A 24097-nucleotide genomic window follows, 5' to 3' on the forward strand; every position below is an offset into this window, starting at 1 on the left:
GAGGATAGGAAATGCTGTCGATTGAAGACCTGGCGTTGCTCGAAGCCATCCGCGAAACCGGCAGCCTGTCGCGGGCCGCCGCTCACTTGGGCAAAGCGCCTTCAACGGTGTCCTACGCCGCACGGCAACTGGAGGAGCGCTTCGATGCGCTGCTCTTCGATCGGCGCCGTTACCGCTTGCAGCTGACCCCGGCCGGCGAGTTGCTGGTGAATGAGGCGGCGCGGCTGATGCAGGATGTCTCCCGGCTGACGCAACGGGTGCAACAAGTGGCCAATGGCTGGGAAAGCCGGTTGTGGATCGTCACCGACGAATTGCTCGAATTCGACGCGTTGATCCCGGTGATTCAGGAGTTCGATGCGCTGGAGTCCGGCGTACCGCTGCGCATCACTCACGAAGTGCTCAAAGGCGTGTGGGAAGCCCTGCGTGAAGGCCGTGCGGACTTGATCATCGGCGCCACCAATGAGCCGCCGGCCATCCCCAGCCTGCGCTGGATGCAATTGGGGCAAATGGAATGGGTGTTCGCGGTCTCGCCCAAACACCCGCTGGCCAAAGCCAGGGAACCGATTTCACGGGCCATGGTTGCCCAGCACCGGGCGATTGTCGTGGCCGATTCGTCCCGGGCCACGGAAGGCAGCACGTATGGTGTCTCCGGCGGCCAACCGGTCCTCGCCGTGCCGACCATGCGCGCAAAGATTCTCGCCCAATGCGCTGGACTGGGCGTGGGCTGGTTGCCCAGGCATCGGGTCGGCGCGTTACTGAGAAACGGCACGCTGGTGGAAAAGCAGATGGCTGATCCGCGAGAACCGAACATCCTGTACGCCGGATGGCGCGGCGATCATGACGGTCGCGCGTTGGGCTGGTGGCTGGAAAAACTCAAGCAATCGTACCTGTCCACCCAACTGGTCCAGGGCAGTGACCGCTTCGTTTGAATTCAGTTGGCAATGACGCTCATGTTCCGCCCACTGGCCTTGGCCACGTACAAGGCCTTGTCCGCAGCGCCGACCAGATCGTCGGGCTGATCCTGCGAGGCCGGGTTGTAGGCGCACACCCCCACGCTGACGGTCACCGTACCCTCCGCGCATTCGCTGTGTTCGATCCCGGCCTGCTGGACCGCACGACGGATTTTTTCGGCGACCAGAAACGCCCCCACATAGTCGGTGCCGGGCAGCACCACCGCGAACTCCTCGCCACCATAGCGGGCGGCCAGATCGCCGGGGCGTTTGATGTTGTCCTTGATGATCGCGCTGATTTTGCGCAGACACTCATCACCCGCCACGTGCCCGTATCGATCGTTGAAGCTCTTGAAGTGATCGACATCGATCATCAGCATGGCGAGGTGGGTCACCGTGCGCCTGGCACGGCCCATTTCCGCGAGAATGAACAGATCGAACTGACGCCGGTTGGAGAGCCCGGTGAGTGCGTCTTCGAGCGCCAGCAATTCGAGGCTGCGGTTGACCTCGATGAGCTTTTCCTGAGCGTCGAGCAACACGCTCTGAATGTGATTCTGCTGCTTCATGAAGCGAATGAGGCGAAAGCCGAGCCCTCCCAGAAACACCAAAAGCAACAGCACAATGCCAGCGCTGAGGACGGACTCCTCGCGCCAGCCGGCCAGGACGTCTGCCTTGTCCAGGCCGGCAAAAACGATCAGCGGATAACCATCAACCCGTCGAAACCCCACCACTCGCTCGACACCATCAACATAAGACTTGACGGTGGCCGTGCCGGAATTGCCCTTGGGCAACAGCTGCATGAACAGCGGCCCCTTGGCGACGCTGGTGCCGACTTCTGCTTCGTTGAATGGCCGGCGAACGATGATGCTGGCGTCGTCGGCGATCAGGTTGATCACGCCGTTTTTGCCCATGTCGATGCTGTCGTACAGCCCGAGGAAATGGTTGAGGTAGATCGTTGCCAGCGCCACACCGGCGAAACTGCCATCCGGATGATTGATCCTGCGTGACACGGTCATGATCCATTCGCTGGTCGATCGACTCTTGATCGACGGACCGATATGAGGCCCCCGGTCAGCATGATCGCGGTGGTAAATGAAATATTCACGGTCGGAATTGTTCGCGCCGGGCATATCCGCACCGTTGGAATTGGCGATCCAGCCTCCTTGTTCGTCAAATACGAACAGGCCATGGAGCTGGGTCAGCTCACTGCGCTGGGCGGCGAGCAAACGTGTGAATCTGGGCAACTGCGCCGGGTCTACACCCTCGTTTTCGATGCGGTCCACCAAGGCAAACAGCAGCGTATCGGCTTGTTTGATCGACGACTGCGCTTGCGACGCCAAGGTCTGCGCAAGGTTGGACAGCGCCACTTCTTTGTCATGCAAATGGTACTGGCGCGAGTTCCAGGCTTCCCAGATCACAATGGCCGTCATGGACAGGCACACGGCCACGAGCAAAACAACCGCGTAGCGGACCCTGAGCCGGGACTCAATCTGCTCGGGCACCCAAGGCGCGACAGGCCGGGTGTGTTCAATACGGTCGTTGATGGACGGATGCCCCATGACGCTCCCTGAATCGTTATGACATGGCGAATTTTCCCGTTCGCCCTTTTAGCGTCATCCAGTCGTGGATCGCTGTGCCCTGTCAGAAACAAGATAGGCGATTTGCTCGCGTTGTGACGGGTTTGTGTGGGGTGACGAGGCCACCCCACGGGATTTACTTCGGCGTCTGCTTCACCGCTTCAAGCCAGGCGGGGTTCAATTGCGTCTGTTCGGTGTCGAGGCCCAGTGCCTCCATTCGCGCCTTGTGTTGCTCCATCTCCCGGCTCAATTGGCCATGGTCGCTGGAGTTGCCGTCCAGTTCGTGCATCTGGCTCAAGCCCAGATGGTAGAAACGCAGCAGTTTCATGGCCGTCGGATCACCCGCCTCCACCCCCGCCGTCACCTGATGCATCACATTGGTGATGCTCATCAGGCTGCGCTTGAGCTGCCAGCCGTAAACCGCCGGCGCCATCCAGGCCTGAGACCAGAACGTGCCGCGCATCAGCGCCGCCATCAGCAGCACCGCGACGAACACGCCGCCGACGTTAAACCGCAGATTGTCGCCCCCGGGCTCACCAAACAACGTCACCGCCGCGGTGGACAGCACCATCGCCAGCGCCAGGAATATCAGGGCAATAATGACCGTGCTGCGCCGCGTCTGCTTTCGAAAGAGTTCGGCGTTCATCGGCTGGATTTCGAACATCGTGACGGGGTTCCTTGCATCAATGGTAAAAGGCTCGGTGAGCGAAAAGACTGCGGGGCATTATCGCCCCTGTGCAGGATTTAGCTATGCTGGGCGCCTCTTCATCTTTTCATCGTCAACGGGGAACATGGCGATACAGCGCAGTTCGTGCCATCTTCTTTCATGGATACACACTATTCGGATGCCATTTGCCTGTTTGAACGGCATCGTTTTAAGGATCATTGAATGACCCAACGACAAGTAATCAACGCCTCCGTCAGCCCTAAAGGCAGCCTGGAAACCCTTTCTCAACGTGAAGTACAGCAACTGAGCGAAGCCGGATCCGGCAGCACCTACACCTTATTCCGCCAGTGCGCCCTGGCCATCCTCAATACCGGCGCCCACGTTGATAACGCCAAGACCATTCTTGAAGCCTACAAAGATTTTGAAATCCGCATCCACCAGCAGGACCGCGGCGTCCGCCTGGAACTGTTGAATGCCCCGGCCGACGCCTTCGTCGACGGTGAAATGATCGCCAGCACCCGGGAAATGCTGTTCAGCGCCCTGCGTGACATCGTCTACACCGAAAACGAACTCGATGCCCAGCGCATCGACCTGAGCACGTCCCAAGGCATCAGCGACTACGTGTTCCACCTGCTGCGCAACGCCCGCACCCTGCGCCCCGGCGTCGAGCCGAAGATCGTGGTGTGCTGGGGCGGCCACTCGATCAACACCGAAGAATACAAATACACCAAGAAAGTCGGCCACGAACTGGGCCTGCGCAGCCTCGACATCTGCACCGGCTGCGGCCCCGGCGTGATGAAAGGCCCGATGAAAGGCGCGACCATCGCCCACGCCAAACAGCGTATCCACGGCGGCCGCTACCTCGGCCTGACCGAGCCCGGCATCATCGCCGCCGAAGCGCCGAACCCGATCGTCAACGAACTGGTGATCCTGCCGGACATCGAGAAACGCCTGGAAGCCTTCGTGCGCGTGGGCCACGGCATCATCATTTTCCCGGGCGGCGCCGGCACGGCCGAAGAGTTCCTGTACCTGCTCGGCATCCTGATGCACCCGGACAACGCCGGCCTGCCCTTCCCCGTGGTCCTCACCGGGCCGAAACATGCGGCGCCGTATCTGGAGCAACTGGATGCGTTCGTCGGCGCGACGCTGGGTGACGCCGCGAAACAACATTACGAAATCATCATCGACGACCCGGCCGAAGTCGCGCGCCAGATGACTCAAGGCCTCAAGGCGGTCAAACAATTCCGCCGCGAGCGCAATGACGCGTTCCACTTCAACTGGCTGCTGAAAATCGACGAAGGCTTCCAGCGCCCGTTCGACCCGACCCACGAAAACATGGCCAACCTGAAACTCAGCCGCGACCTGCCCCCCCACGAACTGGCGGCCAACCTGCGCCGCGCGTTCTCCGGCATCGTCGCCGGTAACGTCAAGGACAAGGGCATCCGCCTGATCGAAGAACACGGGCCGTACCAGATCCGTGGCGATGCGGCGGTCATGCATCCGCTGGATCAACTGCTCAAGGCGTTTGTCGCACAGCACCGGATGAAACTGCCAGGTGGCGCGGCGTATGTTCCGTGTTATCAGGTGGTTGCTTGATAAACGGCGCCTGACAAATACCCAATACCCTGTAGGAGCGAGCCTGCTCGCGATGACGGAGTGACAGCCAACATCAATGCTGAATGGCACACCGCATTCGCGAGCAGGCTCGCTCCTACAATGGGTTCGGCGTGCACCGGCAAGTGATTGGTCGGCTGTCAGGCCGCCTTCGCGGGCAAGCCTCGCTCCTACAGGGGGACGGAGTACCTCTGGGGAAACCTGGTCGGCCCGAAGGCCGCCAAGGTCAACCGCCCTGATTTCCACACGCCGCAAACTTGCTGTAATCCAATACCTTCTGCGTACCGCTCGAATCCAGATATGTCATCCGCGCATCCACAATCCCGCAATTCGCCCCGCCGTCTTCTACAGTAGAAATCACCTTCTTGATATCCAGATGGGTACGGTGGGTCTGAACATCCGCATGGGCCGAAAACGCTGCAACGTTCAGGACAGCAAAGAAGCCAGCGGCAACCAGTTTGTTCCAGTTCATGATGATTTCCTCAAAGTCGTAATGGGTCGTGGAGCGAGGCAAGTCGTCCTGTCTCGATGGAACCCATTTAAACGGCCGCAGGTATCTGCCATGTGTCGTAGAACCGGGATTATTAAGGCGTAAGGTGTCACACAGGGCACCCGATACAATTCGATACACCCGCACCTGAAAAAAGACGTCTTGTATGCCCATGTATCAAAGTCACCTCCAGATACAGTGAGATACAAAGGCCGGCAGGCAGGTGCGGCGCGGCTCCCTAGAATGCGCGACTGCGAATAACAAGAGGGTTGAGCAATGGAACACGTGAACCACATCCTGATCGTCGATGACGATCGCGAGATCCGCGAACTGGTCGGTAATTACCTGAAAAAGAACGGCCTGCGCACCACGGTGGTCGCCGACGGCCGACAGATGCGCAGCTTTCTTGAAGCCAACACCGTGGACCTGATCGTGCTCGACATCATGATGCCCGGCGACGACGGCCTGCTGCTGTGCCGCGAACTGCGCTCAGGCAAACACAAGGCCACGCCGATCCTGATGCTCACCGCCCGCAACGACGAAACGGACCGTATCCTCGGCCTGGAAATGGGCGCCGACGATTACCTGACCAAGCCGTTCGCCGCCCGCGAACTGCTGGCGCGGATCAACGCCGTGCTGCGCCGTACCCGGATGCTGCCGCCCAACCTGCTCATCACCGAAAGCGGCCGGTTGCTGGGTTTCGGTCGCTGGCGCCTGGACACCACCGCCCGCCACTTGCTGGACGAAGACGACACGATGGTTGCACTCAGTGGCGCCGAATACCGCTTGCTCCGGGTTTTCCTCGATCACCCGCAGCGCGTGCTCAGCCGCGACCAGTTGCTCAACCTCACCCAAGGCCGCGACGCCGACCTGTTCGACCGCTCCATCGACTTGCTGGTGAGCCGTCTGCGCCAACGGCTCATGGATGACTCCCGGGAGTCGACCTACATCAAAACGGTTCGCAGCGAAGGCTACGTCTTCTCCTACCCCGTGGAATTGCTCGGCGCGCCGTGAAATGCTCCCTTTGATGACCTTAGGGGTTTTTGTATCCGTCTGTATATGAACCCCGAACGGATACGTAGTAGCCGATTTCAGCACGTTCAAGCACACATCACCGATACACCCCGGCGTTTAACTGTGTTCACCGGATAGCAGCAGCTACCGACCCACACACACTCAAGCGCACGGAGAATCAACCATGTTCAACTTCTCGAAAGTATCGTCCCTGGCACTCGGTCTGGCACTGGTTGGCGGCCTTGGCCTGTCGAACCTGGCGTCGGCCAACACCGTCAGCGCCGATTCCCACAGCCAGATCCAGCAATTGCTGGTGGAAGGTGGCTCCGATCGCCTGATCGAGAACCGCGTCGCCGAAGGCGGTGCTGATCGCCTGCAAGAACTGCGCGAACGTGTCGCGTCGATCAGCCCGAAGAATGCCGTACACGGGGGTGTGGTCGTCGCGGAGAATCGCCCTGAGTTTGGTTCGAAATATCAGCGCTACTGATCAATATCCACAACACAGCAACAATCAACTGTGGGAGCGGGCTTGCTCGCGAAGTGGGAGTTCAGTCGACATCATTGCCGCCTGATACACCGCCTTCGCGAGCAAGCCCGCACACACATTCGATTGTGTTTCCTCAATGACGCCCCATCAGTCCTGAAATCTGACGCAATAGTCCGACAGATTCTCGGGACAGTTGAATGAGCCCGTACTAAGATTTGCACCTCATTCGATCAAGGACGATTCATGAAGCGCATTGCCGGTTGCCTGCTGTCTTTCCTGACATTCACTGCGGTGGCGGCCGATTTGAACCTGCTCACCGACAACCATCCGCCCCTGCATTTCCAGCAAGGCAACACACTGGTGGGGTTTGGTGTCGATGTGGTGCAGGCGCTGGCCAAAAGCGCCGGCGATCAGGTGCATTTTCAACAAGTCCCCTTGCTGCGCGCCTTGCGTGTCGCCACCACCGAGCCTGCCACCGGTGTATTTACCGTGTTGCGCACCGCCGAGCGTGATGGTCAGTACCAGTGGGTCGGCCCGCTGATGGAAGTGGAAACGGCGCTCTATTCCGCCAATGACACCCAACAACCGGTTCGCAACTTGCAGGACGCCGGCAGCCTGGGGCGCATCGTCGTCCCGCGAAAATGGCTGGTTTACAGCTATTTGCAGAAGCAGGGTCTGAACAATTTATACGGCGTGGAAACGCCCGAACAAATGATGCGCCTGGCGCGCCTGGGCCGTACCGAATTCGTGGTGGCGGACACCCTCTCAATCACCACCCTGGCGCGGGAAGAAGGCCTGGCGCCCAGTCAGTTGCATTATCAGATGCCGCTGATGAAGCAAGGCACTTACATTGCCTTTTCTCCGCTCACCGATGCTCGTCAGGTGGCGCGCTGGCAACAGGCGCTGGATGAGATGAGCCGCGACGGACGGCTCGAACAACTCAAGCAGCGTTGGCTCAGCGACACCACACCCCGCTGACAGTGGATCAACGCGCTCGATATCAACTATGCGCAAGGGTGTTTTCTCATCCCGACGCTCCAGTACTACAGTGGCCACATCTTCTCCCCACTCTACTGGAGCAACATCATGAAAAGCATCATTGGTCTTGGTTTCGCCCTGTCGGTTCTTGGTGCTACATCCGCCATCGCCGCCCCACATGCCACCTCGCAAGTCGTTGCGGCAGCTAAAGTCCAACCGGCAACACTGAACGTCAACACAGTCAGCGTTGATCACAAAGACAGCCAGGCAAGCAAACTCTACGTCGCTGAAAACCGCCCTGAGTTTGGTTCGAAGTATCAGCGTTATTGATTAACGGCTTTGCGCTGCTTGAAACAGGAAACCCCGGGTAGATCCGATCTGCCCGGGGTTTCTTCGTATCAGGTAATCACCGCTACGGACGGTGCGAGGACGACAGTCGGGATTCAACTACTGCAACAGCAATGACACTTCCAGCCCCGCCAACTTACCCGGGTTACGCATGATAAAAATCCGGCTGGTCGCCCCCCTGCTATGGGCGTTGTTTCAGGCCTGGCCGACCATTGAATTCAAGACGGGCGCCGTGGGGCTGATTATCGCTGGATTGTGTGTCGGGATCGGTACCCGATATGGCTCGGGATGCACTAGCGGCCATGGGGTGTGCGGCATCTCGCGCCTGTCGCCCCGTTCCATCGTCGCGACGTTGAGCTTCATGTTCACAGGCTTTGTGACCGTGTTTGTGATGCGGCATCTGCTGGGGTTTTGATCATGAAAAAACTGACCGCTTTCCTCGCCGGCCTGGTGTTCGGCATCGGCCTGCTGTTGGCCGGCATGGCCAACCCGGCGAAGGTGCTGGGGTTTCTCGATATCACCGGTCGATGGGATCCCTCCCTGGCACTGGTGATGATCGCTGCCATTGCGGTGGCCTGGGCGCCGTTTCATTGGGCGATGAAACACCCCACGTCTTTGCTGGGCGCTCCGATGCAATTGCCGGTCAGTCGTGAACTGGATCGACGCTTGATCGCTGGCAGCCTGCTGTTCGGGGTCGGTTGGGGCATTGCGGGGGTCTGCCCCGGGCCCGCGCTGGTGTTATTGCCAACGGGGCATTGGCAGGCCTGGGTGTTTGTGATCGCGATGCTCGCGGGGATGCTGATCTTCAAAGCGCTGCAGGCGCGCCACTGAATCACCGTAGATCGTAGATTTTGGCGGCGCAGGCGCTGCCAAAGTCTACGATCGTGTTCGCGCTTCAGGCCGCCAACTGGCCGCTGGCAATCGCTGCCGACGCCGCCAGCATCGCCCGCAACAACACCGCACAGCCGGCCGCCAGATCATCCGGCGCGGCGTTTTCGATTTCGTTGTGGCTGATGCCGCCTTCGCACGGCACGAAGATCATCCCGGCCGGGCCGAGTTCGGCGAGGAAGATCGCGTCGTGCCCTGCTCCGCTGACGATGTCCATGTGCGACAGCCCCAGACCTTGCGCCGCGCCGCGTACCGCTTCGACGCAGCCCTTGTCGAAGTACAGCGGCGGGAAGTCGGCGGTGGGCGTGAGTTCGAAGGTCAGGCCGTGTTCTTCGCAGGTGGTTTCGATGACTTCGCGCACTTCGGAGATCATCGAGTCCTGGCGCGCCGGTTCCAGATGCCGGAAGTCCAGGGTCATGCGTACTTCGCCGGGAATGACGTTGCGTGAGCCGGGATAGGCTTGCAGGCAACCGACGGTGCCGCAGGCGTGAGGTTGATGGCCGAGGGCAGCGCGGTTGACGGCACCGACGATCACCGCGGCACCGACCAAGGCGTCCTTGCGCAAGTGCATCGGCGTCGGGCCGGCGTGGGCTTCGACGCCGCGCAGTTTCAGGTCGAACCATTTCTGGCCGAGGGCGCCCATGACGATGCCGATGGTTTTGTGTTCGTCTTCGAGGATCGGGCCTTGCTCGATGTGCGCCTCGAAATAGGCACCGACGGCATGGCCGCTGACCTTGCGTGGCCCGGCGTAGCCGATGGCGTTGAGGGCCTCGCCAACGGTGACGCCATCGGCATCGACCTTGGCCAGGGTTTCTTCGAGGGTGAATTTTTCCGCGAACACGCCGGAGCCCATCATGCACGGAGCGAAGCGCGAGCCTTCTTCGTTGGTCCAGACCACCACTTCCAGCGGCGCTTCGGTTTCCACGCCGAGGTCGTTGAGGGTGCGCAGCACTTCGACGCCGGCGAGCACGCCGAAGCAGCCGTCGAACTTGCCGCCGGTGGGTTGGGTGTCGATGTGGCTGCCGGTCATCACCGGAGGCAGGTTCGGGTTGCGGCCGGGGCGGCGGGCGAAGATGTTGCCGACGGCGTCGATGCTGACGGTGCAGCCGGCCTCCTCGCACCAATTGACGAAAATATCCCGGGCCTGGCGGTCGAGGTCGGTCAGGGCCAGGCGACAGACGCCGCCTTTGACCGTGGCACCGAGTTTGGCCAGGTCCATGAGCGACTGCCACAAGCGGTCGCGGTTGATGTGCTGATGGGTGGACTGCAGAACATCTACGGCAGCGTTCATGGTGATCTCCTCAGGCAGTTCTTATGGATTTCTTCAGGCAATTTTTGGGTGTCTGGAAGGCCGTCTTCGCGAGCAAGCTTCGCTCCTACAAGGAATACGCGAACCTGTAGGAGCGAGGCTTGCCCGCGAAGAGGCCAGTGCTCACACCGCAGATTTCGCAACAGACGGGTTGGGTCGCATCGAGCACAACCCGTAATAAATCAGCCCACCCAGCGCCGAGCCGGTAAACCAGCCATAACTGTAAAACCAGCTGAACGCATCGCTGCCCAGCGACAGCAGCGTCAACGCCACCGGCACGCCAAACGCGATAAACCCGAACCAGTTCCACGCCGGGTACACGTCATCGCGATACAACCCGGCCAAGTCCAATTGCTGTTTCTTGATCAGGAAATAGTCCACCACCATGATCCCGGCGATCGGGCCCAACAGGCTCGAATAGCCGAGCAACCAGTTCGAATACACGGTTTCCAGGCTCAGATCCGAGACGATCAACCCGAGCTTCTTCAACAGCTCATGGGCCATCAGCGCCAGGCCAACCAGTCCGGTGAGGATCACAGCTTTGGTGCGGTTGATGAACTTGGGGGCGACGTTCTGGAAGTCGTTGGTTGGCGACACGATGTTGGCCGCCGTATTGGTCGACAGCGTGGCGATGATGATCACCGCCATGGCCAATGCGACCCAGACCGGGCTCTGGATATGGCCGATCAGGGTGACCGGATCGGAGACGGTGACGCCCACCAGTTTGACCGAGGCGGCGGTCATCACCACGCCCAGCGAGGCGAACAGGAACATGGTCAGGGGCAAGCCGATAATCTGCCCGACGATCTGATCCTTCTGGCTTTTCGCATAACGACTGAAGTCCGGAATGTTCAGGGACAAAGTGGCCCAGAACCCGACCATCGCGGTCAGCCCGGCGGCAAAGTAACTGACCACGCTGGCGCCTTCCGGACGCTTGGGCGGGATCGCCAGCAACTCGGTCATCGACACGTTCGGCATGGCCCACACCAGCAGCCCCACGCCCACCAGCACCAACAACGGCGCCGAGAGGGTTTCCAACCATTTGATCGAGTCCGCACCGCGAATCACCACCCACAGGTTCAAGGCCCAGAACATCATGAAGCCGATCACTTCACCGGTCCCGCCGAGGGCTTTCCAGCCGTCGAACACCGAGCCGAGAAACAGATGAATGGCCAGCCCGCCGAACATCGTCTGAATACCGAACCAGCCACACGCCACCAGCGCCCGGATCAGGCACGGAATGTTGGAGCCGAGGATGCCGAAGGACGAACGCAACAACACCGGAAACGGAATGCCGTACTTGGTACCGGGAAAGGCGTTCAGGGTCAGCGGGATCAGTACGATGATGTTGGCGAACAGAATCGCCAGCAGCGCTTCGCCGACGCTCAGGCCGAAATACGCGGTGAGCACGCCGCCGAGAGTGTAGGTCGGCACGCAGATCGCCATGCCGACCCATAAGGCGGTGATGTGCCATTTGTTCCAGGTTCGCTCGCGCACCTTGGTCGGTGCCATGTCGTGGTTGTAACGGGGACTGTCGAGGACGTCGCTGCCGGCTTCGAGCTCAAACAAGCCGTCGCGCTCGGTCACTTGCGATCTGATCTGTTGCATGGCCGCTCCACTGTTCTTTGAATTATTTTTTGCTCATCAGGGGCTGGCGGCATCAATAAGCGTGCCGGGCACCCCGTTTGCGCATCGGGCAGTTCCACAAAAACTTCGCAACCAACTGATGTTTATCAGTTTTTATATACAGTTCAAATGGCCCCTTGGTTACTTGCCTGTTCACTCAGGCCGAATGCCGGGCAAGTTGTCCGAACAGTCAGGGCTCAATCTGGTGCATGAGTCTTTTTTTCAAAGTTGCGCATCAACCATAGACCATCCTCAAGCAGCTGATTTCACATAAGAAATCTCGTTCATTTTGAGAACCTGTCAAGTGCGTCAAAATGGTTCGAGGCCACCCCATTTTGGTGATTTCACGTTTTAGTCGTTATTTATCAGTAAGTTAAAACAGACATAAGCTTATAAAAAATATTCTTGCTCATTCCATAAACTCAGACTAGCTTCTATTCCTGACAGCGTTGACAGGAATACACCTGTTTGCGCCGGCTTCATATAAAACATTTAGAACCGGCACAAGTCGGTCATTGCCTGCGAGGAACTCGGAATGTCTCTGTTGATCCGTGGCGCCACCGTTATTACCCATGATGAAAGTTATCGCGCCGACGTCTATTGCGCCGACGGCGTGATTAAAGCCATCGGCGAAAATCTTGATGTTCCGGCCGGCGCCGAAGTGCTCGACGGCAGCGGCCAATACTTGATGCCCGGCGGCATCGACCCGCACACGCACATGCAACTGCCCTTCATGGGCACCGTGGCCAGTGAAGACTTTTTCAGTGGCACTGCGGCAGGCCTTGCCGGTGGCACCACATCGATCATCGACTTCGTGATTCCCAACCCGCAGCAATCCTTGATGGAAGCCTTTCATCAATGGCGCGGCTGGGCCGAGAAGTCGGCATCGGATTACGGTTTCCATGTCGCCATTACTTGGTGGAGCGAACAGGTTCGCGAGGAAATGGCGGAGCTGGTCAGCCAGCACGGGGTCAACAGCTTCAAGCATTTCATGGCGTACAAGAACGCGATCATGGCCGCCGATGACACCTTGGTGGCGAGTTTCGAGCGCTGCCTGGAACTGGGCGCGGTGCCGACCGTGCACGCGGAAAACGGTGAATTGGTTTATCACCTGCAACGCAAGTTGATGGCCCAGGGCATCACCGGCCCTGAAGCGCATCCTCTGTCGCGGCCCTCACAAGTGGAAGGCGAAGCCGCAAGCCGGGCGATCCGCATTGCCGAAACCCTGGGCACGCCACTGTACCTGGTGCATGTCTCGACCAAGGAAGCGCTGGACGAAATCACCTACGCCCGCAGCAAGGGCCAGCCAGTCTACGGCGAAGTACTCGCCGGGCATCTGCTGCTGGACGATAGCGTCTACCAACACCCGGACTGGCAGACCGCCGCCGGTTACGTGATGAGCCCGCCGTTCCGTCCTCGCGGCCATCAAGAAGCGCTTTGGCACGGGTTGCAATCAGGCAACCTGCACACCACCGCCACCGACCACTGCTGCTTCTGCGCCGAGCAGAAAGCCGCCGGCCGGGATGACTTCAGCAAGATCCCCAATGGCACCGCCGGCATTGAAGACCGCATGGCCGTGCTCTGGGATGAAGGGGTCAACACCGGGCGTTTGTCGATGCAGCATTTCGTGGCGCTGACCTCCACCAACACCGCGAAGATCTTCAACCTCTACCCGCGCAAAGGTGCGATCCGTGTGGGTGCGGATGCGGACCTGGTGCTGTGGGATCCGGAGGGGACGCGGACCATTTCGGCGAAGACTCACCACCAGCAGGTCGACTTCAACATCTTTGAAGGCAAGACCGTACGCGGTGTGCCGAGCCACACCGTCAGCCAGGGCCGAGTGGTATGGGCCGATGGTGATTTGCGCGCCGAGCGTGGTGCCGGGCGGTATGTCGAACGGCCGGCGTATCCGGCGGTGTTTGATTTGCTGAGTAAGCGGGCTGAGTTGAACAGGCCAATTGCTGTGAAACGCTGACCCCCGATCGTTCCCACGCTCCGCGTGGGAATGCAGCCCGGGACGCTCTGCGTCCCAATGGAACGCGGAGCGTCCCTAGAGGCATTCCCACGCAGAGCGTGGGAACGATCAGCCCATCAGAGGCATCACCTCAATTAACCGTGAGGCCAACACCGTGATCAAGACCCTGAACCACCTCCCGCATCCCTACGAGAATGCGGCCGCCCTCGCCGGCCATTTCACCGACCTGGCACCGCCGCTCAACGACCGTCAGGCGCATCTGGAAGCCTCGCGCTGCCTGTATTGCTACGACGCGCCTTGCGTCAATGCCTGCCCGAGCGAGATCGACATTCCGTCGTTCATCCGCAATATCCACCAGGAAAACGTTCAGGGCGCCGCGCAGAAAATCCTCTCGGCCAACATCCTTGGCGGCAGCTGCGCGCGGGTGTGCCCGACGGAAATCCTCTGCCAGCAAGCCTGCGTGCGCAACAACGATCATGAGTGCGCACCGGTGCTGATCGGCCTGTTGCAACGTTACGCCGTCGACAACGCGCACTTCAACGAACACCCCTTCCAGCGCGCCGCCACCACCGGCAAACGCATCGCCGTGGTCGGTGCCGGCCCGGCCGGTTTGTCCTGCGCTCACCGCAGTGCGATGCATGGCCATGACGTGGTGATTTTCGAGGCACGGGAAAAAGCGGGCGGCCTCAACGAATACGGGATCGCCAAGTACAAACTGGTGGACGACTACGCGCAGAAGGAGCTTGAGTTTCTGCTGGCGATTGGCGGCATCGAAATTCGTCACGGTCAGAAGCTCGGCGAGAACCTGACCCTCAGCGAACTGCATCAGCAATTCGACGCGGTGTTCCTTGGCCTCGGCCTGGCCGCCAGTAAACAACTCGGCTTGCCGCACGAAGACGCGCCCGGCCTGCTCGCTGCCACCGACTACATCCGCGAACTGCGTCAGGCCGATGACCTGAGCCAACTGCCGCTGGCGGACCATTGCATCGTCCTCGGCGCCGGCAATACGGCCATCGACATGGCCGTGCAAATGGCCCGCCTCGGGGCGCGCGACGTGAATCTGGTGTACCGCCGCGGCGTCGAGGAAATGGGCGCCACCGGTCACGAACAGGACATCGCCAAGGCCAATCAGGTGCGCTTGCTGACGTGGGCACAACCTGAAGAAGTGCTGCTCGACGACCAAGGCAACGTGCGCGGCATGCGCTTCGCCCGCACTCACCTGGTGGACGGCCGCCTGCAAATCACCGGCGAAACCTTCGAGCTGGCCGCCGACGCGATTTTCAAAGCCATCGGCCAGGCCTTCGATCCCGGCGCCCTCGCCGACCCGCTGGCACGCGAGCTCAAGCGCCAAGGCGACCGAATCCAGGTCGATGAACATCTGCGCACCAGCATCCCCGGCGTGTATGCCGGCGGCGACTGCACCAGCCTCGATCAGGACCTCACCGTGCAAGCCGTGCAACATGGCAAACGGGCCGCCGAGGCCATCAACGCTCAACTGATGCTCAACGTGGAGGCTGCGTAAATGGCCGATCTCTCGATTGTCTTCGCCGGCATCAAATCCCCGAATCCGTTCTGGCTGGCCTCCGCGCCGCCGACCGACAAGGCCTACAACGTGGTTCGCGCCTTCGAAGCCGGTTGGGGTGGCGTAGTCTGGAAAACCCTGGGTGAAGACCCGGCGGCGGTCAACGTATCGTCGCGTTACTCGGCGCACTTCGGCGCCAACCGTGAAGTGGTGGGCTTCAACAATATCGAGCTGATCACCGACCGCTCGCTGGAGATCAACCTGCGGGAAATCACCCAGGTCAAAAAGGACTGGCCGGACCGCGCGCTGATCGTTTCGCTGATGGTGCCCTGCGTCGAAGAATCGTGGAAATTCATCCTGCCGCTGGTGGAAGCCACCGGCGCCGACGGTATCGAGCTGAACTTCGGTTGCCCCCACGGCATGCCGGAACGGGGCATGGGCGCAGCGGTCGGCCAGGTGCCAGAGTACGTCGAGCAGGTCACCCGCTGGTGCAAGACGTATTGCTCGCTGCCGGTGATCGTCAAGCTCACGCCGAACATCACCGACATCCGCGTCGCCGCCCGTGCGGCCCATCGCGGCGGCGCGGATGCGGTGTCGCTGATCAACACCATCAACTCGATCACCAGCGTCAATCTGGAACGCATGGTCGCCAACCCCACCGTCGGCAGCCAAAGCACCCACGGTGGTTATTGCGGTTCGGCGGTGAAGCCGATTGCGCTGAACATGGTCGCTGAAATCGCCCGTGATCCACAGACCCAAGGCCTGCCGATCTCCGGCATTGGCGGCATTGGCAGTTGGCGTGATGCAGCGGAGTTCATCGCTCTGGGCAGCGGATCGGTGCAGGTGTGCACCGCGGCGATGCTGCATGGCTTCCGGATTGTCGAGGAAATGAAGGACGGTCTGTCACGCTGGATGGACAGTCAGGGTTACGCCAGCATCTCAGAGTTTTCCGGCCGGGCGGTGGGCAATACCACAGACTGGAAGTACCTGGACATCAACTATCAGGTGATTGCGAAGATTGATCAGGACGCGTGCATTGGTTGCGGACGTTGCCACATTGCTTGCGAAGATACCTCGCACCAGGCGGTCGCCAGCCTGAAACAGGCGGACGGAACGCGTAAGTATGAAGTGATTGATGATGAGTGCGTCGGCTGCAACCTGTGCCAGATCACTTGCCCGGTGGAAGATTGCATCGAGATGGTACCGATGGAGAACGGCAAGCCGTTTCTGGATTGGAATCATGATCCGAGAAATCCGTACCATGTCGCGGTTTGAGATGTGCGTCGCCTGAGCTGACGCCTTCGCGGGCAAGCCTCGCTCCTACAGGGTCCACCGTCGATCATTTAATCGTGGATCGACACAAAACCTGTAGGAGCGAGGCTTGCCCGCGAAGAGGCCGGCAGCCACACCGAAAATCTCAAGGCTCCAGCCCAATCCCCCGCAATATCACACTCGTCACCGTCTGCACCGCCCGCTCGAACTGCATGTCCGACAGCGGCTGATGATCATTGAGGATATTCACCTGATGATCAAAGTCCGCGTAATGCTGGGTCGAGGCCCAGATCATATACAGCAGGCTTGAAGGCTCCACCGGCAGGATGCGTTTGTCGTCCACCCACTGGCGGATTTTCGCTTCTTTCATCTTGGCCCAGTCGTACAGGCTCGCGTCCAGCGCGACGCCCAAGGTGGGGGCGCCGTGGATGATTTCATTGGCCCAGACTTTCGACCCATAAGGCCGGCTGCGGGAGTGGTTCATCTTGGCGCGGATGTAGCTGCTGAGTACTACGCGCGGATCGTCGAACATCTCGAAGCACAACGCATCCTGCTTCCAGACCTCCAGCAGATCGAACAGCACTGCGCTGTACAGTTCGGTCTTGGTGCTGAAGTAGTAATGCAGATTGGAGCGCGGCAGTTGCACTTGCGCGGCAATGTCGGCCATGGCGGTGCCGCCGAAGCCTTTTTCGGCGAAGACCTTTTCGGCCCCCAGCAAAATTTTCTCGACGTTACTGCGACGAATCTCGATCTTGTGATTGCCCATGAGGGCTCCCTGACAACAGCGTTGGCCAAGACTAGCATCCGCTCTAGCTCGCGGCGACCTCTGCTTCCGAGCCATGACTCGTCGCCGTATCAGCCGCTGGCGCAACCGATGTTCGCCCTTCAGATATCGGCAGTTGCCTAAGTCATCGTACAACTTCTGATTGACAACCCCTGAAAGCCTCGCAAATAATCGCCACCAATGTTGTACGACGACGTATGACAAAAAATAAAAACAACAAGAAAAAAGGGAGCGTCACTGTGAGCAAACTCGTCCGCAATTCCTTCGCCAGCACCCCTCGCCCGACCTTCGTACGCCGCCACACCCTGAGCCTGATCGGTTGCAGCAGCCTGGCCTTCGCCTTGCCCATGACCAGCAACGCAGAAGGGTTCGTCGATGACGCCAAAGCCACGCTGAACCTGCGCAACGCCTACATCAATCGCAACTACACCAACCCGGCCTACCCACAGGGCAAGGCTGAAGAGTGGACGCAAAACTTCATCCTCGACGCCAAGTCCGGGTTCACCCCGGGGCCCGTCGGTTTCGGCGTGGACGTGCTGGGCCTGTACTCGCAAAAACTTGATGGCGGCAAAGGCACTGGCGGCACACAGCTGCTGCCGATCCACGACGACGGCCGCCCTGCCGACAATTTCGGCCGCATGGGCGTGGCGCTGAAAGGCAAAATCTCGAAGACCGAATTGAAGGTCGGGGAATGGATGCCGGTGCTGCCGATCCTGCGTTCCGACGACGGCCGCTCGCTGCCGCAAACCTTCCGTGGCGGTCAGGTGACGTCCACCGAGATCAGCGGCCTGACGCTCTACGGCGGCCAGTTCCGCCAAAACAGCCCGCGCAACGATGCGAGCATGGAAGACATGTCCATGAACACCAAAGCCGCGTTCACCTCGGACCGCTTCAACTTCGGCGGCGGCGAATACGCTTTCAACGACAAACGCACCCAGGTCGGCGTCTGGTACTCGGAACTCAGTGACATTTATCAGCAACAGTATTTCAACCTGAGCCACAGCCAGCCCATCGGCGACTGGACCCTGGGCGCCAACCTCGGTTATTTCATCGGCAAGGAAGACGGCAGCGCCTTCGCCGGCGACCTGGACAACAAAACCGCGTTCGCCATGCTCTCGGCCAAATACGGCGGCAACACCTTCTACGTCGGCCTGCAAAAACTCAGCGGCGACGATGTCTGGATGCGGGTCAACGGCACCAGCGGCGGCACCCTGGCCAACGACAGTTACAACTCCAGCTACGACAACGCCAAGGAAAAATCCTGGCAGCTGCGCCACGACTACAACTTCGTCGCCCTCGGCGTTCCCGGCCTGACGATGATGAACCGCTACATCAGCGGCGATAACGTGCACACCGGCACGATCACCGATGGCAAGGAATGGGGCCGCGAATCGGAACTGGCCTACACCGTGCAAAGCGGCCCGCTGAAGAACCTCAACGTCAAATGGCGCAACGCGACCATCCGCAAGAGCTTTAGCACCAACGAGTTCGACGAAAACCGGATTTTCATCAGCTACCCGATTTCGTTGTTGTAGACAGACATCTTCTGCAGGTTCACATCACCTGTGGCGAGGGGATTTATCCCCGTTCGGCTGCAAAGCAGTCGTCAATCCAGCTACGCGGTTTGCCTGAAGAAATGAAGATTCAGTTTTGGGGCCGCTTCGCGGCCCAACGGGGATAAATCCCCTCGCCACACGTATTCCCTTTGGCTCAGGTATCTCCTTTGCCAAAGGAAAACACCTTTGCCACAAGACCCTCCGTCATTTTCAACCAAAGTCGCGTTGACAAGACTCGGAAAGCCTAACGATACTTCGACATAGTCATACGACAACCTACAACAATAATTGCGTACTCAGGGACTTCCATGACCAGCACTCCTACAGCCCCTTTCAATCGCCTGCTGCTGACCGGTGCCGCCGGTGGCCTGGGTAAAGTCTTGCGTGAAAGCCTGCGCCCTTATGCCAACGTCATTCGCCTGTCGGACATCGCCGACATGGCACCGGCCGTCGATAACCGCGAAGAAGTCGTCACCTGCGATCTGGCCGACAAGCAGGCGGTGCACCAACTGGTCGAAGGCGTGGACGCGATCTTGCATTTCGGTGGCGTATCGACGGAGCGCTCGTTTGAAGAAATCCTCGGCGCCAACATCTGCGGCGTCTTCCATATATACGAAGCCGCGCGCCGCCATGGCGTGAAGCGGGTGATTTTCGCCAGCTCCAACCACGTCATCGGTTTCTACAAGCAAGGCGAAACGATCGACGCCCACTGCCCTCGCCGCCCAGACAGCTATTACGGTTTGTCCAAGTCCTACGGCGAAGACATGGCGAGTTTCTACTTCGATCGCTACGGCATCGAGACCGTCAGCATCCGCATCGGCTCCTCGTTCCCGGAACCGCAAAACCGCCGAATGATGAGCACCTGGCTGAGCTTCGGCGACCTGACCCACTTGCTCGAACGCGCGCTGTACGCGCCGAACGTCGGCCACACCGTGGTCTACGGCATGTCCGACAACAAGAACGTCTGGTGGGACAACCGTTTTGCGACCGCCCTGGGCTTTGCGCCTCAGGACAGCTCCGAAGTGTTCCGCGAAAAAGTCGAAGCGCAGCCGATGCCCGCCGCTGATGACCCGGCCATGGTTTACCAGGGTGGCGCGTTTGTGGCGTGCGGCCCTTTCGGTGACTGAACCCGCTGACCTCACTTGATCCCCACAACAAAAACCCAAGGGAATGAGTCGCCATGCAAGCCGAATTGATTGTCGATGCCCGTAACGCGGTCGGTGAAAGCCCGGTCTGGGTCCCCGAGGAAAACGCCCTGTATTGGGTGGATATTCCTGCCGGCGGACTGCAGCGCTGGAGCGCCGACAGCGGTCATGTCCATGCCTGGACCACCCCGGAAATGCTCGCCTGCATCGCCCGTCACAGCGACGGCGGCTGGGTGGCCGGGATGGAAAGCGGCTTCTTCCATTTGCAGCCGCACAACGACGGCAGCCTCGACGCCGAGCTGCTCGCGCATGTCGATCACGCCCGCGTCGACATGCGCCTGAACGACGGTCGCTGTGATCGTCAGGGGCGTTTCTGGGCCGGCAGCATGGTGTTGAACATGGGCGCCAACGCCGCCGACGGCACGTTGTATCGCTACAGTTCCGGACAGCGTGGGCCGCTCGAAGCGCGGCTTGATGGCTTCATCGTGCCCAACGGCTTGAGCTTCAGCCCGGACGGCCGGACGATGTACCTGTCCGATTCCCATCCCTTGGTCCAGCAGATCTGGGCCTTCGATTACGACATCGACAGCGGCACCCCGTCCAACCGGCGGCTGTTCGTCGACATGAATCAGTTCCCCGGTCGCCCCGACGGCGCCGCCGTTGATGCCGAAGGCGGCTACTGGATCTGCGCCAACGACGCCGGACTGATTCACCGTTTTACCCCGGACGGTCGACTGGACCGTTCCCTCGCCGTCCCCGTGAAAAAACCCACCATGTGCGCCTTCGGTGGCAGTCGACTGGACACGCTGTTCGTGACCTCGATCCGCCCCGGTGACGACCATGATCCGCAGTCATTGGCCGGCGGCGTGTTCGCCCTCGACCCCGGCGTCAAAGGATTACCGGAACCGTTGTTCAACGATCTGCTTTAACCGCTCCTGCTGCACCGCTGCGCCTTGAATACAAAAAAAATAACAAACTGGAGACACCCCCATGGACTTCAAACGCACCTTGCTCGCCGCTGCACTCCCCTTGGCCTTCACCCTCAGCAGTGCCGCTCAGGCGCTGGAAATCAAATTCGCCGACATCCACCCTGCCGGTTACCCGACCGTGGTGGCCGAGGAACAACTGGGTAAAACCCTGGTCGCCGACAGCAACGGCGCGCTGACTTTCAAGATGTTCGCCGGCGGTGTGCTCGGCTCGGAAAAAGAAGTGGTTGAACAAGCCCAGGTCGGCGCCATCCAGATGGCCCGGGTCAGCCTCGGCATCGTCGGGCCGGTGGTGCCGGACGTGAACGTGTTCAATATGCCGTTCGTGTTCCGTGACCAGGCGCACATGCGCAAAGTCATCGACGGTGACGTCGGCGACGAGATCCTCGACAAAATCACCAACTCCGAATTCAACCTGGTCGCCCTGGCCTGGATGGACGGAGGCACGCGCAACATCTACACGAAAAAACCGGTGCGCAAACTTGAAGACCTCAAGGGCATGAAGATCCGCGTGCAAGGCAACCCGATGTTCATCGAGACCATCAACGCCATGGGCGGTAACGGCATTGCGATGGACACCGGCGAGATCTTCAGCGCCTTGCAGACTGGCGTGATCGACGGCGCGGAAAACAACCCGCCGACCCTGCTCGAACACAACCACTACCAGAACGCCAAGTACTACAGCCTGACCGGGCACTTGATCCTGCCTGAGCCGATCGTGATGTCGAAGATCACTTGGGACAAACTCACCCCCGAGCAGCAAGTGCTGGTGAAGAAAACCGCCAAGGCCGCACAGGCGCAGGAACGCACGTTGTGGGACGCAAAATCCGCCAGCAGCGAAGAGAAACTCAAGGCAGCCGGCGTCGAGTTCATCACCGTCGACAAGAAACCTTTCTATGAGGCCACCGCCTCGATTCGCGAGAAATACGGCGCGCCTTACGCCGACCTGATCAAGCGCATCGAAGCCGTTCAATAACCCTCCCTGCCCTCATGAAAGGCCCGGCGCCGTTGACGTTGGTGAATGTCAGCGCGCGCCCGGTTACGGTGGAACCCGATGAAGAATCTGCTGCTACGCATCAACGACAGGATTTACATGACCTGCATCTGGGTCGCCGGTCTGTCGGTCTTGACGATTTCCCTGATCATTCCCTGGGGCGTCTTCGCCCGCTACGTACTCGGCACCGGCTCTAGCTGGCCGGAACCCGCCGCGATCCTGCTGATGATGGTCTTCACCTTCATCGGCGCCGCCGCCAGTTACCGCGCCGGCGCGCACATGGCCGTGGCGATGCTCACTGACCGCATGGCGCCCGAGTTGCGCAGAGTCATGAGTATTGTTTCCCAGTTGTTGATGGCGACCATTTGCCTGTTCATGGCGATCTGGGGCACCAAGCTGTGCCTGTCGACCTGGAACCAGTTCATGAGCGCCATGCCGACGCTGCGCGTGGGCATTACCTACATGCCGATCCCGATTGGTGGTGTGCTGACGCTGATCTTTGTCCTGGAAAAACTCTTGCTCGGTGACCAGAGCAACCGTCGGGTCGTGCGTTTCGACCTGGTTGAAGAAAGCGAAGGGGCTGCCTGAATGGACGCGTTGATTCTGTTGGGCAGTTTTATTGCGTTGATCCTGATCGGCATGCCGGTCGCCTATGCACTGGGGCTTTCCGCCCTGATCGGTGCGTGGTGGATCGACATCCCGTTCCAGGCGCTGATGATTCAGGTCGCGGGCGGCGTGAACAAATTCTCCTTGCTGGCGATTCCGTTCTTCGTATTGGCGGGCGCAATCATGGCCGAGGGCGGCATGTCCCGGCGGCTGGTGGCGTTTGCCGGTGTACTGGTCGGGTTTGTCCGTGGCGGCTTGTCGCTGGTCAACATCATGGCCTCGACCTTCTTCGGCGCGATCTCCGGCTCTTCGGTGGCAGATACGGCCTCGGTCGGTTCGGTGCTGATTCCAGAGATGGAACGCCGTGGTTATCCCCGTGAATTCGCTACAGCAGTGACCGTCAGCGGCTCGGTGCAAGCCCTGCTGACGCCGCCCAGCCACAACTCGGTGCTCTACTCCCTAGCCGCGGGCGGCACCGTGTCGATTGCGTCGCTGTTCATGGCCGGCGTGGTGCCGGGCTTGCTGATGAGCGCGTGCCTGATGGTGCTGTGCCTGATCTTCGCGAAAAAGCGCAACTACCCCAAGGGCGAAGTCATTCCCTTGAAGCAGGCGCTGAAAATCTGCGGTGAAGCGATGTGGGGCCTGATGGCCATGGTCATCATCCTCGGCGGGATCCTCTCGGGCATTTTCACTGCTACCGAATCGGCAGCGATTGCGGTGCTGTGGTCGTTCTTCGTGACCATGTTCATCTACCGCGACTACAAGTGGAGTGAGCTGCCGAAACTGATGCACCGTACGGTGCGGACGATTTCGATCGTGATGATCCTGATCGGCTTCGCCGCGAGCTTCGGCTACATCATGACCCTGATGCAGATACCGTCGAAGATCACCACGATGTTCCTGACCCTGTCGGACAACCGTTACGTGATCCTGATGTGCATCAACGTAATGCTGCTGTTGCTCGGCACCGTGATGGACATGGCGCCGCTGATCCTGATCCTGACGCCGATCCTGATGCCGGTGATTCTGGGCATTGGCGTGGACCCGGTGCAGTTCGGCATGATCATGCTGGTGAACCTGGGGATTGGATTGATCACGCCGCCGGTGGGTGCGGTATTGTTTGTGGGGTCGGCCGTGGGCAAAGTCAGCATCGAAAAAACCGTGAAAGCGCTGCTGCCGTTCTACGCCGTGCTGTTCCTCGTGCTGCTGGCCGTGACCTACATTCCCGCGCTGTCGCTGTGGTTGCCGCATTTGGTGTTGTAAAACCTTTTCTGTAGGAGCCAGGCTTGCCGGCGAAAGCGTCCCTGAG

General features: G+C 60.0%; 23 protein-coding genes and 1 pseudogene. 18 read left to right on the forward strand and 6 right to left on the reverse strand.

Annotation, left to right across the window (positions count from 1 at the left end; all coding sequences use genetic code 11):
- Positions 1-11 precede the first annotated feature (11 nt).
- Complete coding sequence (locus tag ACIQV9_RS04435; RefSeq protein WP_403098489.1) at positions 12-929, forward strand: LysR family transcriptional regulator; 918 nt, start codon at positions 12-14, stop codon at positions 927-929.
- 2 nt (positions 930-931) lie between these two features.
- On the opposite strand, the gene ACIQV9_RS04440 is transcribed toward ACIQV9_RS04435, so the two are convergent.
- Together ACIQV9_RS04440 and ACIQV9_RS04445 are read right to left on the reverse strand one after the other, a co-directional pair.
- The gene (locus ACIQV9_RS04440; RefSeq protein WP_403098491.1) at positions 932-2509 is read right to left on the reverse strand and encodes a sensor domain-containing diguanylate cyclase; all 1578 of its coding nucleotides are present in this window, start codon (positions 2507-2509) and stop codon (positions 932-934) included.
- 154 nt (positions 2510-2663) lie between these two features.
- Positions 2664-3191, reverse strand: a complete 528-nt coding sequence (locus ACIQV9_RS04445) for a DUF3087 domain-containing protein (RefSeq protein WP_403098493.1) — start codon at positions 3189-3191, stop codon at positions 2664-2666.
- Between the two features lie 225 nt (positions 3192-3416).
- Between ACIQV9_RS04445 and ppnN the strand changes: the two genes are divergently transcribed.
- The gene (ppnN, locus tag ACIQV9_RS04450) at positions 3417-4790 is read left to right on the forward strand and encodes a nucleotide 5'-monophosphate nucleosidase PpnN (protein ID WP_010455076.1); all 1374 of its coding nucleotides are present in this window, start codon (positions 3417-3419) and stop codon (positions 4788-4790) included.
- 244 nt (positions 4791-5034) lie between these two features.
- Here the strand turns inward: ppnN and ACIQV9_RS04455 are convergent, their stop codons facing one another.
- The gene (locus ACIQV9_RS04455; RefSeq protein ID WP_403098497.1) at positions 5035-5280 is read right to left on the reverse strand and encodes a DUF2790 domain-containing protein; all 246 of its coding nucleotides are present in this window, start codon (positions 5278-5280) and stop codon (positions 5035-5037) included.
- 294 nt (positions 5281-5574) lie between these two features.
- On the opposite strand from ACIQV9_RS04455, the gene ACIQV9_RS04460 reads away from it, so the two are divergent.
- From ACIQV9_RS04460 to ACIQV9_RS04485, 6 genes and pseudogenes are all read left to right on the forward strand, one after another.
- Positions 5575-6312 (forward strand): response regulator, encoded by a 738-nt coding sequence (locus ACIQV9_RS04460; protein ID WP_403098500.1) that lies wholly within the window; start codon positions 5575-5577, stop codon positions 6310-6312.
- Positions 6313-6496: 184 nt separating this feature from the next.
- Positions 6497-6799, forward strand: a complete 303-nt coding sequence (locus ACIQV9_RS04465; RefSeq protein ID WP_403098504.1) for a phage infection protein — start codon at positions 6497-6499, stop codon at positions 6797-6799.
- Positions 6800-7042: 243 nt separating this feature from the next.
- Positions 7043-7777, forward strand: coding sequence for a substrate-binding periplasmic protein (locus ACIQV9_RS04470; RefSeq protein ID WP_403098506.1), 735 nt, complete (start codon positions 7043-7045; stop codon positions 7775-7777).
- Positions 7778-7885: 108 nt separating this feature from the next.
- Complete coding sequence (locus ACIQV9_RS04475) at positions 7886-8107, forward strand: hypothetical protein (protein WP_403098508.1); 222 nt, start codon at positions 7886-7888, stop codon at positions 8105-8107.
- A gap of 184 nt (positions 8108-8291) precedes the next feature.
- A pseudogene (locus ACIQV9_RS04480) lies at positions 8292-8540 on the forward strand (YeeE/YedE family protein); the annotation flags it as partial.
- 2 nt (positions 8541-8542) lie between these two features.
- Positions 8543-8956: a DUF6691 family protein gene (locus ACIQV9_RS04485; protein WP_403098510.1), complete on the forward strand. Its 414-nt coding sequence runs from the start codon at positions 8543-8545 to the stop codon at positions 8954-8956.
- 64 nt (positions 8957-9020) lie between these two features.
- Here the strand turns inward: ACIQV9_RS04485 and ACIQV9_RS04490 are convergent, their stop codons facing one another.
- On the reverse strand, positions 9021-10304 hold the full coding sequence (locus ACIQV9_RS04490) for a Zn-dependent hydrolase (RefSeq protein WP_403098512.1): 1284 nt from the start codon (positions 10302-10304) through the stop codon (positions 9021-9023).
- A 141-nt stretch (positions 10305-10445) separates the two neighbouring features.
- Positions 10446-11930 carry an NCS1 family nucleobase:cation symporter-1 gene (locus ACIQV9_RS04495; RefSeq protein ID WP_403098514.1) on the reverse strand — a complete coding sequence of 495 codons (1485 nt, stop codon included), beginning with the start codon at positions 11928-11930 and terminating at the stop codon, positions 10446-10448.
- Here ACIQV9_RS04495 and ACIQV9_RS04500 point away from each other — a divergent pair.
- The 4 genes from ACIQV9_RS04500 (at position 11929) to preA (ending at position 16720) form a co-directional block, all read left to right on the forward strand.
- Positions 11929-12222: a hypothetical protein gene (locus ACIQV9_RS04500; RefSeq protein WP_403098516.1), complete on the forward strand. Its 294-nt coding sequence runs from the start codon at positions 11929-11931 to the stop codon at positions 12220-12222. The genes ACIQV9_RS04495 and ACIQV9_RS04500 overlap by 2 nt on opposite strands.
- Positions 12223-12483: 261 nt before the next feature.
- Positions 12484-13923, forward strand: coding sequence for a dihydropyrimidinase (hydA, locus tag ACIQV9_RS04505; protein ID WP_403098518.1), 1440 nt, complete (start codon positions 12484-12486; stop codon positions 13921-13923).
- Positions 13924-14077: 154 nt separating this feature from the next.
- Entirely contained in the window at positions 14078-15445 is a 1368-nt protein-coding gene (locus ACIQV9_RS04510; RefSeq protein WP_403098521.1) for an NAD(P)-dependent oxidoreductase, read from the forward strand.
- Complete coding sequence (preA, locus tag ACIQV9_RS04515) at positions 15446-16720, forward strand: NAD-dependent dihydropyrimidine dehydrogenase subunit PreA (RefSeq protein ID WP_403098523.1); 1275 nt, start codon at positions 15446-15448, stop codon at positions 16718-16720.
- 142 nt (positions 16721-16862) lie between these two features.
- Here preA and ACIQV9_RS04520 read toward each other — a convergent pair whose 3' ends face one another.
- The gene (locus ACIQV9_RS04520) at positions 16863-17483 is read right to left on the reverse strand and encodes a TetR/AcrR family transcriptional regulator (protein ID WP_403098525.1); all 621 of its coding nucleotides are present in this window, start codon (positions 17481-17483) and stop codon (positions 16863-16865) included.
- 257 nt (positions 17484-17740) lie between these two features.
- Between ACIQV9_RS04520 and ACIQV9_RS04525 the strand changes: the two genes are divergently transcribed.
- The 6 genes from ACIQV9_RS04525 to ACIQV9_RS04550 all read left to right on the forward strand — a co-directional run bounded on the left by ACIQV9_RS04525 (position 17741) and on the right by ACIQV9_RS04550 (position 24051).
- Positions 17741-19036 carry an OprD family porin gene (locus ACIQV9_RS04525; protein ID WP_403098527.1) on the forward strand — a complete coding sequence of 432 codons (1296 nt, stop codon included), beginning with the start codon at positions 17741-17743 and terminating at the stop codon, positions 19034-19036.
- A gap of 329 nt (positions 19037-19365) precedes the next feature.
- Positions 19366-20184 (forward strand): NAD-dependent epimerase/dehydratase family protein, encoded by an 819-nt coding sequence (locus ACIQV9_RS04530; RefSeq protein WP_403098530.1) that lies wholly within the window; start codon positions 19366-19368, stop codon positions 20182-20184.
- Between the two features lie 53 nt (positions 20185-20237).
- Positions 20238-21131: an SMP-30/gluconolactonase/LRE family protein gene (locus ACIQV9_RS04535; RefSeq protein ID WP_403098533.1), complete on the forward strand. Its 894-nt coding sequence runs from the start codon at positions 20238-20240 to the stop codon at positions 21129-21131.
- Positions 21132-21192: 61 nt separating this feature from the next.
- Positions 21193-22164 (forward strand): TRAP transporter substrate-binding protein, encoded by a 972-nt coding sequence (locus ACIQV9_RS04540; RefSeq protein ID WP_403098535.1) that lies wholly within the window; start codon positions 21193-21195, stop codon positions 22162-22164.
- Between the two features lie 78 nt (positions 22165-22242).
- Positions 22243-22770: a TRAP transporter small permease gene (locus ACIQV9_RS04545; RefSeq protein ID WP_403098538.1), complete on the forward strand. Its 528-nt coding sequence runs from the start codon at positions 22243-22245 to the stop codon at positions 22768-22770.
- Complete coding sequence (locus ACIQV9_RS04550; protein ID WP_154501119.1) at positions 22771-24051, forward strand: TRAP transporter large permease; 1281 nt, start codon at positions 22771-22773, stop codon at positions 24049-24051.
- Positions 24052-24097 lie beyond the last annotated feature (46 nt).

It is taken from the genome of Pseudomonas sp. NPDC099000 (genome assembly GCF_044759925.1).
In the GTDB taxonomy this organism is placed as follows: domain Bacteria; phylum Pseudomonadota; class Gammaproteobacteria; order Pseudomonadales; family Pseudomonadaceae; genus Aquipseudomonas.

What these genes read in the sequence shown, in the direction of transcription:
- ACIQV9_RS04440 (WP_403098491.1), bottom strand. Translation starts at nt 2,509, where the DNA reads ATGGGGCATCCGTCCATCAACGACCGTATTGAACACACCCGGCCTGTC.
- ACIQV9_RS04500 (WP_403098516.1), top strand. Translation starts at nt 11,929, where the DNA reads ATGGCCGCTCCACTGTTCTTTGAATTATTTTTTGCTCATCAGGGGCTG.
- ACIQV9_RS04460 (WP_403098500.1), top strand. Translation starts at nt 5,575, where the DNA reads ATGGAACACGTGAACCACATCCTGATCGTCGATGACGATCGCGAGATC.
- ACIQV9_RS04455 (WP_403098497.1), bottom strand. Translation starts at nt 5,280, where the DNA reads ATGAACTGGAACAAACTGGTTGCCGCTGGCTTCTTTGCTGTCCTGAAC.
- ACIQV9_RS04470 (WP_403098506.1), top strand. Translation starts at nt 7,043, where the DNA reads ATGAAGCGCATTGCCGGTTGCCTGCTGTCTTTCCTGACATTCACTGCG.
- ACIQV9_RS04530 (WP_403098530.1), top strand. Translation starts at nt 19,366, where the DNA reads ATGACCAGCACTCCTACAGCCCCTTTCAATCGCCTGCTGCTGACCGGT.
- ACIQV9_RS04445 (WP_403098493.1), bottom strand. Translation starts at nt 3,191, where the DNA reads ATGTTCGAAATCCAGCCGATGAACGCCGAACTCTTTCGAAAGCAGACG.
- preA (WP_403098523.1), top strand. Translation starts at nt 15,446, where the DNA reads ATGGCCGATCTCTCGATTGTCTTCGCCGGCATCAAATCCCCGAATCCG.
- ACIQV9_RS04540 (WP_403098535.1), top strand. Translation starts at nt 21,193, where the DNA reads ATGGACTTCAAACGCACCTTGCTCGCCGCTGCACTCCCCTTGGCCTTC.
- ACIQV9_RS04545 (WP_403098538.1), top strand. Translation starts at nt 22,243, where the DNA reads ATGAAGAATCTGCTGCTACGCATCAACGACAGGATTTACATGACCTGC.
- ACIQV9_RS04475 (WP_403098508.1), top strand. Translation starts at nt 7,886, where the DNA reads ATGAAAAGCATCATTGGTCTTGGTTTCGCCCTGTCGGTTCTTGGTGCT.
- ppnN (WP_010455076.1), top strand. Translation starts at nt 3,417, where the DNA reads ATGACCCAACGACAAGTAATCAACGCCTCCGTCAGCCCTAAAGGCAGC.
- ACIQV9_RS04535 (WP_403098533.1), top strand. Translation starts at nt 20,238, where the DNA reads ATGCAAGCCGAATTGATTGTCGATGCCCGTAACGCGGTCGGTGAAAGC.
- hydA (WP_403098518.1), top strand. Translation starts at nt 12,484, where the DNA reads ATGTCTCTGTTGATCCGTGGCGCCACCGTTATTACCCATGATGAAAGT.
- ACIQV9_RS04495 (WP_403098514.1), bottom strand. Translation starts at nt 11,930, where the DNA reads ATGCAACAGATCAGATCGCAAGTGACCGAGCGCGACGGCTTGTTTGAG.
- ACIQV9_RS04435 (WP_403098489.1), top strand. Translation starts at nt 12, where the DNA reads ATGCTGTCGATTGAAGACCTGGCGTTGCTCGAAGCCATCCGCGAAACC.
- ACIQV9_RS04520 (WP_403098525.1), bottom strand. Translation starts at nt 17,483, where the DNA reads ATGGGCAATCACAAGATCGAGATTCGTCGCAGTAACGTCGAGAAAATT.
- ACIQV9_RS04550 (WP_154501119.1), top strand. Translation starts at nt 22,771, where the DNA reads ATGGACGCGTTGATTCTGTTGGGCAGTTTTATTGCGTTGATCCTGATC.
- ACIQV9_RS04465 (WP_403098504.1), top strand. Translation starts at nt 6,497, where the DNA reads ATGTTCAACTTCTCGAAAGTATCGTCCCTGGCACTCGGTCTGGCACTG.
- ACIQV9_RS04490 (WP_403098512.1), bottom strand. Translation starts at nt 10,304, where the DNA reads ATGAACGCTGCCGTAGATGTTCTGCAGTCCACCCATCAGCACATCAAC.
- ACIQV9_RS04485 (WP_403098510.1), top strand. Translation starts at nt 8,543, where the DNA reads ATGAAAAAACTGACCGCTTTCCTCGCCGGCCTGGTGTTCGGCATCGGC.